At 48.7% G+C, this 14,227-nt stretch carries 13 protein-coding genes and 1 pseudogene; 10 read left to right on the forward strand and 4 right to left on the reverse strand.

Going from position 1 to position 14,227, the window contains the following annotated elements; genetic code table 11:
• From O71_RS24325 to O71_RS13515, 3 genes are all read left to right on the forward strand, one after another.
• On the forward strand, positions 1 to 1,191 hold a 1,191-nt coding region (locus tag O71_RS24325; RefSeq protein WP_040574283.1), incomplete at its 5' end, for a hypothetical protein.
• A 103-nt stretch (positions 1,192 to 1,294) separates the two neighbouring features.
• Entirely contained in the window at positions 1,295 to 2,209 is a 915-nt protein-coding gene (locus O71_RS13510; protein ID WP_007657694.1) for a hypothetical protein, read from the forward strand.
• Between the two features lie 42 nt (positions 2,210 to 2,251).
• Positions 2,252 to 2,812, forward strand: a complete 561-nt coding sequence (locus O71_RS13515; RefSeq protein ID WP_007657696.1) for a histidine phosphatase family protein — start codon at positions 2,252 to 2,254, stop codon at positions 2,810 to 2,812.
• Between the two features lie 3 nt (positions 2,813 to 2,815).
• Here the strand turns inward: O71_RS13515 and O71_RS13520 are convergent, their stop codons facing one another.
• The 3 genes from O71_RS13520 to O71_RS13530 form a co-directional block, all read right to left on the reverse strand.
• The gene (locus tag O71_RS13520; RefSeq protein ID WP_007657697.1) at positions 2,816 to 3,247 is read right to left on the reverse strand and encodes an RDD family protein; all 432 of its coding nucleotides are present in this window, start codon (positions 3,245 to 3,247) and stop codon (positions 2,816 to 2,818) included.
• A 97-nt stretch (positions 3,248 to 3,344) separates the two neighbouring features.
• Positions 3,345 to 3,866, reverse strand: a complete 522-nt coding sequence (locus O71_RS13525; RefSeq protein WP_007657700.1) for a methylated-DNA--[protein]-cysteine S-methyltransferase — start codon at positions 3,864 to 3,866, stop codon at positions 3,345 to 3,347.
• 194 nt (positions 3,867 to 4,060) lie between these two features.
• A complete protein-coding gene (locus O71_RS13530; RefSeq protein ID WP_007657702.1) occupies positions 4,061 to 5,068 on the reverse strand; it encodes a c-type cytochrome in 1,008 nt (335 codons plus the stop codon).
• Between the two features lie 522 nt (positions 5,069 to 5,590).
• Here O71_RS13530 and O71_RS13535 point away from each other — a divergent pair.
• The 4 genes from O71_RS13535 (at position 5,591) to O71_RS13550 (ending at position 9,273) form a co-directional block, all read left to right on the forward strand.
• Positions 5,591 to 6,040 (forward strand): MarR family winged helix-turn-helix transcriptional regulator, encoded by a 450-nt coding sequence (locus tag O71_RS13535; protein ID WP_007657703.1) that lies wholly within the window; start codon positions 5,591 to 5,593, stop codon positions 6,038 to 6,040.
• Between the two features lie 155 nt (positions 6,041 to 6,195).
• Positions 6,196 to 6,855: a YceI family protein gene (locus O71_RS13540; RefSeq protein WP_007657704.1), complete on the forward strand. Its 660-nt coding sequence runs from the start codon at positions 6,196 to 6,198 to the stop codon at positions 6,853 to 6,855.
• A 634-nt stretch (positions 6,856 to 7,489) separates the two neighbouring features.
• Positions 7,490 to 8,152, forward strand: coding sequence for a YceI family protein (locus tag O71_RS13545; protein ID WP_040574285.1), 663 nt, complete (start codon positions 7,490 to 7,492; stop codon positions 8,150 to 8,152).
• A gap of 359 nt (positions 8,153 to 8,511) precedes the next feature.
• Positions 8,512 to 9,273 (forward strand): DUF6503 family protein, encoded by a 762-nt coding sequence (locus O71_RS13550; RefSeq protein ID WP_007657706.1) that lies wholly within the window; start codon positions 8,512 to 8,514, stop codon positions 9,271 to 9,273.
• A gap of 61 nt (positions 9,274 to 9,334) precedes the next feature.
• Here the strand turns inward: O71_RS13550 and O71_RS13555 are convergent.
• Positions 9,335 to 10,226: pseudogene (locus O71_RS13555) on the reverse strand (flavin reductase family protein).
• A gap of 317 nt (positions 10,227 to 10,543) precedes the next feature.
• On the opposite strand from O71_RS13555, the gene O71_RS13565 reads away from it, so the two are divergent.
• The 3 genes from O71_RS13565 to O71_RS13575 all read left to right on the forward strand — a co-directional run.
• Positions 10,544 to 11,332, forward strand: coding sequence for a polysaccharide biosynthesis/export family protein (locus tag O71_RS13565; protein WP_007657710.1), 789 nt, complete (start codon positions 10,544 to 10,546; stop codon positions 11,330 to 11,332).
• Between the two features lie 23 nt (positions 11,333 to 11,355).
• Positions 11,356 to 13,713, forward strand: a complete 2,358-nt coding sequence (locus tag O71_RS13570; protein ID WP_007657712.1) for a polysaccharide biosynthesis tyrosine autokinase — start codon at positions 11,356 to 11,358, stop codon at positions 13,711 to 13,713.
• An 80-nt stretch (positions 13,714 to 13,793) separates the two neighbouring features.
• The coding region (locus O71_RS13575) for an NAD(P)-binding domain-containing protein (RefSeq protein WP_007657715.1) at positions 13,794 to 14,227 on the forward strand (434 nt) is incomplete at its 3' end.

The following is a 14,227-nucleotide window of genomic DNA, read 5'->3' on the forward strand; positions in this document are numbered from 1 at the left end:
CTGGCGCCGGTGGATGCCACGCAGCTCAATGCCATGGCCGCGCAATGGGAGCTGGCGCTGGAACTCAATCCGCTGCACTATGTCACGCACTGGCACTGGGGCAACGGCCATACCAATCTCACCTATGCTGACTATGCCCAACCGGAAGATGAAGCTGTGCGCAAAGCGCTGCAGTCGGCTGATCTGTTGATCTCTCAAAGCAAACTGCAGGAGGCCCTGACCGAAATACGCAAGGTGCAGCAGGCATATCCGGCCTCTGTATTGCCCGACATGCTCCGTGGTTCGGCTTATTACATGGCCTTCGACCTGTCGCGTCAACCTCGACTCGACTCCGCCGAAGTGATCTTTCAGCGTATTCTACGCCGGAAGCAGCATTACGGACCGGCGCACAATGCCCTGGCCGCAGTCATCAAGCAGAAGCAGCTCGTCTACCTGGCCGCCTATGATTCGCTCACGCAGGTGATCCAGCAGACAGAGATAAAAGATCCTGTCAACTTTGCCCGTGTGTTTCCGGATGTGACGTATTACCCAGGAGAGACGGTTCAGAAAATGGTCTGGTCGCAGCTATACGCCAGTACTGTATACTTCCCTTTTCTGTCACGACAGGGAGAAAAGTTCGTGATCCCGCCCCTGCACATTGATCTGGCCATTGCCATGAATTCGCCTTATTTCCGACAGGCCACCACCTTCGATAACCGCCAGTGGATGGATATCCGGGGCGTGGGGAGCGGTGCCGCCGCTATTGAGTATGTCATCCGGGGCGCCTACCTGGAGCGCAACGTGGTGCTGCACGAGTACGTGCACCTGTTTCATGGCCGGGTTTTTACCGATGCCGAAAACCGGGCGGTTCGTCGTCTCTACCACAATGCCATGAAAGAGGGCCGCACCCTTGATTACTATTCCGCCAACAACGAGCACGAATACCTGGCCCAAACCTATCCGGCTTATTTCGAACCTGTCAAAGTGCACCCGCTCAACCACAAGTCCATTAATACCACCGGCGATCTCAAAGCAAAGGATCCGGAACTTTATACCTTCCTGGATAAACTGGTGAAGCGGCAGGAGGCCTACCTGGCTGGCGACAAACAGGCCATGGCCAGTAACTGGGCGCAGGTATACCTGAACCTGGCTGAGCGCGAGACCAGGCGCACAACTTCCCGAAAGCCGCTGCGCTGCTCGACTCTGCCCTGATCTGGGACGCCAATTACCAACCCGCTCTGCTGGCTTATGCCGGACTGAAGCAAAGGCAACTAGCCTCGATGAAGCACAGCAGTGGCTGGATCGGGCCCGCCAAGTGAATAAAGACTATGCGCCTATCTATACCGCTGAGGCTGACTTGCCTGGAGGCCCGCGGCAGAGACGAGGGCAGCTGACGGTCCGCCGTGCCGTGCAGGAGCAGCAATTGCGCTATGACCAGGCCCTGCTGTTGGAGGATGACCTGCTCACCCGCGCCCGCATCAACCAGGCTTTCCGTGAGATGTACACTTCCTACGGACTGCTACCCGAGGCGATTGCAGTAGGGGAACGCTATGTGCAGAATGCCCCGACCATCTCGACCTACCTGCGCGACCGCCGCGACGAGGCGCAGGCCTATACCAGCTGGTTACGTGGCACGGCCGCCCCATCGCAGGAGGCGGAGCGCACCCTGGCGGCGCTGGTGGCCCGCAAGCCGCAGCACTACGAGCTTCGTCAGCAGTATGCTGAGGTACTGGCCACACAGGGCAAGTATACCGAAGCCATTGCTACTTTGGCAGAAGCGCAACGTATACTGGCAGCAGCAGGTACTCCTCGCCCGGACTACATGGTGCGCATGGCTGCCTGGCAGTTGCAACTCGGTGACAAAGCCGCCGCACAGCAGTTGCTGGAGCCTGTCAGCAGCGGAAAAGTGCGTGCCCGCAGCGAAGCCACCCTTTTAGCCCGGGTATATGCCGGCCTGGGGGATGCCCACAAGGCGCAGGAAGAACTCAAAAAACAACCCGTGCAGCACACCCCTGCCGAGCTGGCCGATTTTCTGTTTGCCTCCGGTAAGGTATGGGAAGCGGAGAAAGAACCGAAACGTGCCCAAAAAGCATACGAAGCTGCCCTACGCGAAAACCCGTACCTCTACGAAGCCCGCCAAAGCCTAGTAAGGCTATTGCATCAGGAAGGTAAAAGCGGCCAGGCCGAACGCCTGCTGGCTGCAGGTATAGAGCTGGGGTATAAGTTATAGGGGCCTTACGTAATGATTCAGACAAATTTTAAACCTTAACTCATGAAAAACTATTTACAAATCAGCCTCTTGCTTTTATTTCTGGGCATATTCAGTGCCTGCAACTCCGGCTCCGCTACTTCTGATCAGCAGATCGAGGAAATAGAGACCGCTACGGAAGTGACCACGGTATACCTGGTGCGACATGCCGAAAAGGATACCACGGAAGCGTCCAACGAAGATCCGGAGCTGACAGAGGCGGGGCATGCCCGTGCCGAGGCCCTGCGTGCTTTACTGGAAGGGCAGGAGGTAGACGCCCTGTACGCGACGAAGTACATGCGCACCGGTCAGACGCTTTATCCGCTGGCGCAGGAACGCAACATCGAGGTGGTGCAGTATGAAGGTCATGATTTTGAAGGCCTGAAGGAGCGCATTCTGCAAAAGCATCGCGGGCAGACGGTTGTGGTAGCCGGACACTCCAATACGCTCCTGCCGATCATTGAGGCATTCGGTGCGCAAAAGCCCTTCGAGGAGATTGCAGACAGCCAGTATCGCTATCTGTTCAAACTGACGGTGCGTCCGGATAATACGGCGACTGTAGAAGTGACAGAGTTCGGGGCTTAGCGCTCAGGACAGCACCCTGGTTTTGCAGATGCGGTCGTGAAAGAGGCGGGAGTAGGAAGCGACTGAAGTCCCTGTCAATGCCTGCATGAGCAGCACAAAGATGCTTACTGGCTTGAGCAGGTAGCGGAGGCTGGCGCGTCGGAACGAAATGCGGTCGCCGCTATGCCCCACGACGCGAAGCCCCAGCAGGTGCTTGCCGATGGAGCCCTGCCAGGCAGCACTTTCGGCGCCAGCAAAGTACAACCAGCCCAGCAGGATATGCAGCAGGCGCTCCGATTTAAACAGCAGAGCCTCCTCGTTGCTGCTGAAGGTAAAGTACTCGATCAGGCCGATAATGGAAATCAGGAAGAGTGAGTCCAGGCAAAAAGCGAGTACCCGCGTACCCAGCTGGGCTTCGAGCAGGTCTGATTTCGCTTTTTGATAAGACAGTTGCATACGTAATACATGGTAAAGGCACCTTAACACAGGGTGCTTTTACTTTATACTACATACATGCAAGTGGGTTGCAGTATTTTGGTTAATATTAGAATTTTTAAAAGAGCGGAATTTGTGTAGCAGTTCGCAGGGCACCTTCATGTCGCAGCAGCCACTCTTTTCGCCAAAGGCCACCCGCATAACCGGTCAGACTTCCGTCGCTGCCGATCACCCGGTGGCAGGGCACCACAATGCAGATCGGGTTACGTCCGTTCGCAGCTCCCACCGCACGTATGGCTTTCTCACCCGAAACAGCCCTTGACACAGCCAGATAACTGGTGGTTTTGCCATGTGGTATACCTTGCAGCTCCTGCCATACCTGCTTCTGGAAAGCGGTGCCAGTAGGGGCGAGTACCAGGTCAAAATCCTGACGCTCACCTGCAAAATACTCTTCCAACTGCTGTACGCAGGCCTGCAGACAAGCTGGTGCCGGTGATGCCGGAAGAGCAGGTACAGCCCCCTCTTCCTCAAATCTGATTTCGCTTATACCTTGCTCGGTGCCACTAATGCGCAAAAGACCCAGCGGACTTTTGATATAAGTTGTGTAAGTGATTTCCTGCATAAGACTGATTGCTGTCATACCTGCAAGTTAACTTTTTCACACCTCTTTCACCACTTTTATACCACGTCATTCTGAACTGCAGCCGGCAACTTAAGCAATGATTTATTGATGCTGTCATCTCGAAAGCATTGAGAGATCTGAATTATTTCAGGCTATCCGCTAATCCAGATCTCTCCTTTCGTCGAGATGATAACAAGCTCCCGCTACTCTCCCTACTTTTTAGCAACAGCCCCTGGTGGGCTATAGCGCTCTACCTTGTTGTTTTTTGGCTCCACAGACATCAGGTATTTGTAGATGGCGCGCAGGTCCTCTTCTTTCATGCCGGCATACATGGCCCAGGGCATAATCGTGTTGAATGCGTCGGGCTCCAATTTTGCTGCAGTCGCTTCCGGCGCTTCGTAGTTCTTAAAGCGCTGCACGAAAGCGTCTTCTGTCCAACTGCCTATACCTGTCTGCTTATCCGGCGTGATGTTGACAGAGCGCAGCACGGCTCCGTTCGGGAAATTGAACTCAAACCCACCCGCCAGGTACTTGCCTTCAATGGGAGCTCCTTTTTCCTGCGGTGTATGGCAGTCGGCACAGGCGGCGATGGAAAGCAGGTACTTGCCGCGCAGCACTTCGCTGGTTAAGCTGCGCTCATCCGTAGGCGTAGGGCTGCCGGAGGGAATGGTGCGCAGAATCAGGTTCATCGGGAAGTCCGGGTCGCCCTTTGGTACCTTGTGTTTGATAGGATCAAGGGTGCGGATATACGAAATGATGGCATAGACATCATTGGTGCTCATGCTGGCATAGGACTTATAGGGCATCACCGGGAAGAGCGGATCACCGTTGCGGCTGACCCCGGTCGTGATGGCGCGATAGATCTCGCCATCGGTCCAATTGCCTATACCTGTTTCCTTATCTGGTGTGATGTTGCGGGCATAGAATGTGCCGGGGAAACCCATGGAGTGGTCAAACACATCACCTCCCTTGCCATAGGTGCCTTCAACGATCGGCCCGGAGAAGCGGGAGAAGTCGCGGGTCGAGTGACAGTCGATGCAAACCGCCACATGATTGGCCAGGTATGCCCCCCGCTCCACCATCTCCGGTGTTTTATCGATCGTGATGACCGGTGCAGCATCTACCTTCGGGAAGGTATAGCGCAGGTATACAATACCTGCCGCAGCCACTACTACCAGCGCCACAAGCAGTATACCGATGATTTTAAATGCTTTTTTCATAATCGTGAGAAGTATAAGATTTAGAGATAAGGATCAGAGATTTAGAGATAAGGATCAGGTTTGACTATAAACCGTAATATTTTAAATAAATATTTTTATAATCAAGAGGTGGTGTAGCTTTGATTATATATTTTTAGTGCATCGCTGTTTTCAGGAAGCAGAAGTGAAATATATTTGAGTAGAATCCTGAACTATGTTGTTGTATTAAATGTATGTACATATATTTGTGGGAGGGGTGAGCTTGTCTGAATCAGGATTTGCAGGATTTAAGGATTTACAGGATTCTCATTAGACTGCTAACACACTCTGCCACTCAAGAGGAGTATTCTCGTGCAGAAAGTCCCCCTTGGGGGAAGGGGCCCTCGACAAAGAAGGGGGCAGGGGGATGACAATCGTTCTCAATTCCCCTCTGGGGGTAGGGACCCTCTTTAATCCTGCAAATCCTTGGGGTAGGGGCCCTATGTAGAGATTCAGATAATTTTCAGGAGGAGCAGGTTAATACCAACAACGAAACAATATAACATGAAGATAGAAGAAGAAATAAAGCAGTCGGTATTCAGGAGCCCGCACCAGAAGGCTTACATCAACCTGGTGTATACCGCCGGGTGGGTGGAGCAGCAGCAGAGTGGGCAGTTCAAGCCATTTGGCGTAAGTTTGCCGCAGTACAATATTTTGCGTATCCTGCGTGGGCAATACCCAAAGCCCGCTACCGTTAGCATGCTGATCGAACGGATGCTCGACAAGACTTCCAACGCTTCCCGCATTGTGGATAAGCTGGTTGCCAAAGAGTTGGTGACGCGCCAGCAGTGCCCGAACGACCGGCGTACCGTAGATGTGCTGATCACTGACAAAGGCCTGGACTTGCTCAAGCAGATGGACGAGCTGGAAGGAGGGAAGGGAACAGGCATCACCAACCTCTCAGACGAAGAGGCACTGCAACTCAGCCGCTTGCTCGACAAGGTGAGAAGCTGAAATGTAGCAACGTTACCTGACTGGATTGTGCACTGAAATCCCCTCCTTGGAGGGGCTAGGGGTGGGTTAATCGTGTACCCAATAATTATCAATTCGATCATTAAACCATTTTAAAAATAAACCATCCAACCACTTAAAAATCAATAAATCAACACATGAAAAAGACCGCTATTCTGGCATCGCTCGCAGCTGCGCTGATGCTATCTGCCTTTACCGGCACCTCCCACACCGATCTGAATGCAACAGAAGTGGCCGCTCCCGCCAAAGGACGAACTTTTGCTGTTGAGACGAGCGCCAGCGAAGTAAACTGGAACGCCAAAAAAGTGACAGGCGAGCATTATGGCAAGATTTCCCTGAAAAGCGGTCAGCTGCAGGTAGATAAGAACCGCGTAACCGGTGGCACCTTCGAGATCGACATGAGTTCGATCACAGTGGAAGACATCAAGGATGCCGGTATGAACGGTAAATTAGTAGGTCACCTGAAGTCTGATGATTTCTTCGGTGTAGACAAGCACCCAGGCGCTACTTTTGTGATCACTGAGACTACTCCGATCGCGAAAGCCGCCGCTGGTCAGCCGAACTACAACGTAAAAGGCAACCTGACCATCAAAGGCATCACCAACCCGGTTAGCTTCCCTGCCACCATCACCGTGAAAGACGGCGTAGCCACTGCCAAAGCTGATGTGACGGTAGACCGCACTAAATACGACATCCGCTACCGCTCCAGCAATTTCTTCGAGAACCTGGGCGACAAGGCGATTTACGATGAGTTTACTGTGAGTTTCAATGTAAAGGCAAAGCAGACGAATAGTTAATAGGTATAACCTCAGGATTTAGCAAAGCTCTCCTCTGTAAAAGAGGAGAGCTTTTTTTGTATATGTGCTTATGCAGGTATAGCAACCAGTGTTGTTCTATAGCTTGCCCTGGCCGGGCGGGCCTCACTTTTTGTCTTGACACAAAAAGTAAGCAAAAAAGTCAAGACCCTCCAAATCGAGAGCCCCTACCCCCACTCGCTGAACGCTCGAACAGTGGAGTGTCATTTAGTTGCACCTAGCTCAGGTGATCTGTTTCATAGGTCAAGGGGCAAATTACTCTTGCTATACCTGTCAGTGGTCAGTGCTACAACGCTTATACTTCTGAGAGGGAGTAGGCAGAGATTCCCCTCTTGGGAGGGGCAGGGGTGGGTTCCTTGGCAAGTGTGGTGAAAGGCCAGCATAACTATGCTTATACCTCAATAGGAGTAGCCACAGAAAAGTCCTCCTTGGGGGAAAAGTCCCCCTTCGAAGGGGGCAGGGGGATGACAATCAATATTGAGAATCCTGTGAATCTTTTAATCCTGTAAATCCTGATTCCGACAAAATATTCTGAACTATGTTTGTACAATAAATGTATATACATTAAATTTGTAACTCAAATTCAGAAAACTATTATTATCTAAATTAGAATCACATGAAAAAGACAGCAATCCTTGCTTCTATGGCCGCAGCGCTTTTCTTTACTGCCTGCACCGACAGCAACACTGCAACTGAAAACACAACTGCCGTAACTACTGAAGCTACTGCTACAGCTGAAGGCGATGCGTATGCCGTTGATCCGGCTGCCAGCGAACTGACCTGGAACGGTAAAAAAGTAGGTGGCGAGCACTCTGGTAACATCAGCCTGCAAGGCGGTGAGCTGGTAGTTGCTGACGACCAGGTAGTGGGTGGTGAGTTCACCATCGACATGGCCTCTATCACAAACACTGACATCGAAGATGCCAAGTACAACAGCGACCTGGTAGGTCACCTGAAGTCGGACGATTTCTTCGGTGTTGAGCAGCACCCGACTGCTAACTTTAAAATCAACCGCATCAGCCCGATTGCCGATGCTGCTGCCGGTCAGCCAAACTATAACGTAGAAGGCGACCTGACTATCAAAGGTAAGACCAACCCGGTTAGCTTCCCGGCTACGATCAATGTTACGAACGGCACAGCCACTGCCAAAGCCGATGTGATCGTTGACCGCGCAAAATACGACGTACGCTACGGTTCTAAGAGTTTCTTCGATGACCTGGGCGACAAAGTAATCGACGATAACTTCACGGTAAGCCTGGATCTTACGGCCAAGAAGTAATTGATATTACCTCCCCCAAGCCCCCTCCTAAAAACAGGAGGGGGTTTTTGTTTTTTTATTTTGTCATCTCGACGATAGGAGAGATCTGGATGATTAAGAAATAATTATACCGCAAGTTTAAGCGTAGGGGTAACTTGTGGAAGAGGAGGTTTTACTTTTGTCTGAATCAGGATTTACAGGATTTTAAAATTTTCAGGATTGATCTATTAGAGAAAATTACTTTCTGATTTTTAGGAGTAATTTAAAGTTACAATCGATATTGAGAATCCTGTAAATCCGTGGGGGTAGGGGCCCTCTTAAAATCCTGTAAATCCTGATTCAGATTGATTAACTTGCCTGCAATTAAAACGCACCACACCATGGCACACAAAGCACTTTACGCTCTATTATTTCTCTTCCTGACCAGCATCACCTCTTGCCAAACAGAAAAACAGCCCGATGCGCAGCAGATCGTGGATCAGGCGATTGAGGTACATGGTGGTGAGCGCTTTTTGAAGAGTGCGATCAGCTTTGAGTTTCGGGACAGGCAGTACCGGGCTTTGCGTGATGGAGGGGTATTTGTGTACAGCCGTACTTTTGCAGACTCCACTGGGCAGGAGGTGCGCGATGTGTGGCGTAACAGCGGCTTTACCCGCACGGTGAATGGAGCAGAGGTAGACCTTCCTGAAGAAAAACAGAAAGCCTATACCGCTTCCGTTAACTCCGTGATCTACTTTGCCCTCTTGCCTTATGCCCTCAACGACGAGGCCGTGCAGAAAGAATACCTGGGCGAAAGCACCATCAAAGGCGAGCCTTACCACAAGGTGCGTGTCACCTTTGCCCAGGAAGGCGGTGGGGAAGGTTACCAGGATGTCTACATTTACTGGTTCCACCAGCAGCGCCACAACATGGATTACCTGGCCTACTCTTTCCAGGAAAACGACGGCGGTACCCGCTTCCGCGAAGCCTTTAACCCCCGCACTATCGGCGGCATCTTATTTCAGGACTATAACAACTATACCATTAAGGACGAGACTATTCCGCTGGAAGCTTACGACCAGGCTTTCGAAGCAGGGCAGATGAAAAAAGTGTCGGAGATATTGCTAGAAGAAATAGAAGTGAAAGAGATAAAAGGCCTGTAGGGATAGAGTGCTAAAAATCCCTCTTGGGAGGGGCAGGGGTGGGTTAATCATGCACCATCAATCATTCACTCAATAATAAAACCTTCCACGCCTCCTGCACCTGGTGGTCATCCAGCAGCTTTTTACCCAGTTTCTCCAGCTCTGCACGCAACTGCGCTTGATCATGCCCATACTTGCTCAAGGTATAGTTAACCAGCGGATCAGATTTAAAAGCCTCCACTTCCTCAGCAGTAGGGATTACTTCTGTATTTCCCAGGCGAGCCAGGTGGTTTCCAGTTAATAACTTACTGTTTCGTATAAAATCAGGTATCTGGTCAACCCCAACCCCTTTGTTGCGCACCGGCTTGGGCAGCTCGAATATGCAATCGCCGTTGGCCCGTAGGTAGTAGTCCCCGCCCATACGCGCGACGGCATCCAGTTTATAAGGGTCAATTTTTCCTTCCTCGTTCAGGATGTCTTCATTCACATGGATCAGCAGCACCTCACAGATCACCAGGTTACCAGCCCGCCTTCCGGGCCAAGGCTAATCACCTCGTTTACCCGGCACTCCATGGCCACAGGCGCTTCTTTCACTCGTGGGGCCTTTACCATGACCGAAGGCTCCGGCGTCAGGCCCGACTTGATAAACTCGTTAATTCCTTTGTCATACTCCGTGCTAGCCAACGACATTTGCTCCACGATTTCGTAGTTGCAGATATTGATCACCACCTCTTTGGTCGTCTCTACATTCTCCAGGGTATGCTTGCTGGTATTGTCTCGTACGCGGCGGGCAGGGGAGAAGACCACGATCGGTGGTTTGGCGCTGAACACATTAAAAAAACTGAAAGGGCTCAGATTCACATTCCCCTCCTCATCCACCGTGCTGGCAAAGGCAATTGGCCGCGGCGCAATGCCCCCAGCAATAAAGCATGCACTTCCGCCGTTTTGGTTTCTTTCGGGTTGATGGTTTTCATGGTGTGTCTGTTTAAGAGAGTATCAATAGGAATTGCAATTTACAAAATGTGTGGATTTAGCAGGCAAATGCAAAGGAATACAATATGTCATTTCGAATGCAATGAGAAACTTGAGCATGCTTTAAGCAAAATCATTTTTAAGAGAAATTCTGTGAATCCTTTAATTCTGAAAATCCTGATTCTGACAATTAACTTATCCGAAAAACTGTTTTCAAAAACATTTTCTGTAATTTTGCTTTCTGGCAACCATGTGTTTATGCCATTATGACTATATTTTGCCTTTAGCTTATTGCATTCGCAAATGCGATTTACCCTATATGAAAATTAAACTAGTACTCTTCCTGAGTCTTCTCTTCTTCGCCTCCTGCAGCTCCCTGCGCACCCGTAACATCGTCTATTTTAGTGACCTGGAACAAAAGCCTCTGATTACAGAACAGGTAGAAATGAAGCGCCTGACTATCAAGCCAGGTGATTTGCTTTCTATTGATGTATTGACTCCCAATATGGAAACTAACATGCTCTTCAACCGCGGTATTGTGATGGAAGAGGGTGGCACAGGAGGGGGACAAATGATGCGCCAATTAGGTAATGAAAATGAAGGTTACTTGGTGGATACTAAAGGGACTATCGATTTCCCTGTATTAGGGAATATGCGGGTGCAGGGGCTGACCACGGAACAAGTTCGTGACACGCTAATGTTAAAAGTGCACGACTATGTGCAGGATCCTATCGTGAAGGTAAGATTGCAGAACTTTCGATTTACAATGATGGGCGAAACAGGACCGAGAGTGGTTGATGTACCTGCTGATAACGAAGAAGTGAATCTTCTTGAAGGATTAGCTATGGCGGGTGGCATTTCTATTTATGGTAAGATGAACAATGTATTAGTGATAAGGGAACAGGATGGACAGCGAACTATGGCACGCTTAAATCTGAATAGCAAAGAAACACTGGCTTCGCCTTATTTCTATTTACAGCAAAATGACATTGTATATGTAGAGCCGGATAAAGCTAAGATTGCTGGTACCAGCTTCATCCGTCGAAATTGGGCCTTCGCTGTGGGCTTAGTGTCTTCTGCTTTTGTGCTTTACCGGTTATTTCAATAAGTAATACTTCCTTTTTTTAGACTATGTCCGATCTCGATTTTCAGGAAGATAATTCTGAGTCTTTAGATATAAAAGCACTGGTAATGCGCTACCTGCGTTACTGGTACCTATTTGTGATAGGGGTAGCCATTGCCCTTACAGCCGCCCATTTATACCTACGATACTCTACACCAGTTTATAGTGTGAAGGCAACTATTCTGATTAAAGATGAGAGTGGAGCTGACTTAGCTAGTAGTGGTGTATTTGCTGATGTTGCTCTATTTAAAGCAAATAAGACATTCTCAAATGAAGTGTTAATCATTAAATCGAAAGGCTTAATGGAGCGTGTGCTGCAGGAGTTAGGTCTCGAGGTTTCTTATTATGGTGAGGGGCGAATTAAGTCACCGGAACTGTACGGACCGCGTGCACCCATACAAGCAGTAATTGCACAACTTGATTCAGCAGGTTTGGGCAAGAGCTTTGTCGTAGAAGTAGAAAATGATAACAGCTTCAGCATTTGGGAAGGTGAGAATAAAATTTCTACTCATAAGTTTGGTGAGCAGATTCGAAAGAATTATGGTACATTCACCATATTGTCTGACTCGGATGTAACAAATGATCAGGGCCGACGCGTTTTAGTGCGTTTCAATGACCTCCGCAAAATGGCGAGTAGCTACAGCAAGCAATTGGGCGTAAAAAGCGTGAACGAATATGCTACTGTAATGGAACTGAGCCTTACTGATCCTGTACCAGCAAAAGGTAAAGATATTTTAAATAAATTGATTGAGGTTTACAATCGGGAATCAGTAAACGAGAAAAACCTGGCAGTTACTAAGACGATTCAATTTATAGACGAGCGGCTGGTATACCTAACCCGGGAGCTGACAGATGTTGAAAAAGATGTAGAGCGTTATTTACAGGAGAATCGTCTCATTGACCCTATTGCTAGCGGTGGTTTGTATCAAAGCACCGCTCATTCCTATAATCAGCAAATTACTGAAAATGAGGTAAAGTTAGAAATACTTAAATCAGTAGAAAGTTATTTGCAAAAAGAAGAAAACAAGTATGAATTAGTGCCTACCAGCCTAGATATTGCTGATCCGACACTCGGTGGACTTATTACTAATTTTAATGAACTACAAAACCAACGTCGTCGCCTGGGGCGTTCTATTACCGAGAATAACCCGGTCCTGCGAAATGTAAATGAGCAGTTGGAGATCCTGCGCCTGAATATCTTGGAAAATATCCGCAATATCCGGGAAGGGTTGTTAGTTGTGCGCCGCAACCTACAGGCTAGTGCCCGCCAATTCGAATCGCAGGTGCGTCAAGTGCCCTCTATGCAGCGAGAGCTAACTGAGATTGAACGTCAGCAGGGCATAAAAGAGGGGCTGTACTTGTACCTGCTCCAAAAGCGCGAAGAAGCTGCTTTGTCTCAGGCCATCACGCCTTCTAATTCCCGAATTCTTGACCCGGCAGCGGCTGGCAGCAGCCCAATTGAGCCACAAGCAACCAACATTTACTTGATGGCCCTTTTGGTTGGGTTGGCCATCCCTTTTGGAGGAATTTTCCTTCGGGACATGCTTAATGATTCTGTGCAAGAAATTCGTGACGTGGAAAAAGCTACTACGACTCCTATATTAGGAGAGATTGGACATAATGACACAGGGCAAATGTTAGTTATTAGCCAACAAAGTCGTAGCTCCAGTGCTGAGCTTTTTCGCCTGCTGCGAGCTAATTTACAATTTGCTGCCGGTGGTAAGGAGAATAAAGTGATTCTGGTAACTTCCAGTATGAGTGGCGAGGGTAAAACTTTCTTCAGTCTGAACCTGGCTGCAAGTCTAGTAATGACAGGCAAAAAGGTAGTAGTACTAGGGTTTGACTTGCGCAAGCCAAAGTTAACACAAGGTGTAAACCTGCCCAATAATATTGGGATTACAAACTACCTAATCTCCGATACGGTGCAGGTAGAAGACATGATTCAATTTGCACCTGATATGCCTGAAATGGCAATTATCGGATCTGGTCCTATCCCACCAAATCCTGCAGAGCTGATGCTGCTTCCTAAGATCGGCACTTTGATTGATGACCTGAAAACAGCTTTTGATTATATTATTTTGGACTCTTCACCTGTTGGGCAAGTGGCAGATACATTAGCTCTCGCTCCTTATATTGATTCCAGCTTATATATTGTACGCTATAATTATACACACAAGAAGCAACTCCAGATAATTGATGACTTATATAAATCACGCAAACTAAAGCACCCAATGATTGTGCTTAATGATGCAAAGAAATCCAATAGCTACGGTTATTCCTATGGCTACGGTTATGGTTATGGGAATTATTATGAAGAGGAGAAGACAGGATTTAGTGGGAAGTTGAGAAAATTAGTGAAAGGGTAAATTAATCGCTTTGCTTTTAATAAGTACCAAATATAGATTAGAGAGTAATAAAAGAAACTAGAAAAACGAACATAAAAGAAATGTCAGATACAGAATTGACAGGTATAGGAAATGCCAAAATAGCCGTGATCGGCTTAGGTTATGTAGGTTTGCCACTGGCCGTTGAGTTTGCAAAAAAATTTTCAACTATTGGTTTCGATATCAATCAAGCACGTGTGCAGGAATTAAATACTGGGCATGATCGTACACTTGAGGTAGAAGATGAATACCTGAAGTCTGTTTTGACTTCTAGTGTCAATGGAAAAATTGGTCTGTATTGCACTAATCAGCTACAAGATATCGAAGCGTGTAATTATTATATTGTTACTGTACCTACCCCAGTTGATAAGAATAACCGTCCAGACTTGACCCCGCTGTATAAGGCCAGCGAAACAGTGGGAAAAGTATTAAAACGTGGGGACATCGTGATCTATGAATCTACTGTTTATCCAGGTGTAACAGAAGAAGAGTGCGT

The sequence above is a fragment of the Pontibacter sp. BAB1700 genome (assembly GCF_000277005.1).
Lineage (GTDB): Bacteria > Bacteroidota > Bacteroidia > Cytophagales > Hymenobacteraceae > Pontibacter > Pontibacter lucknowensis.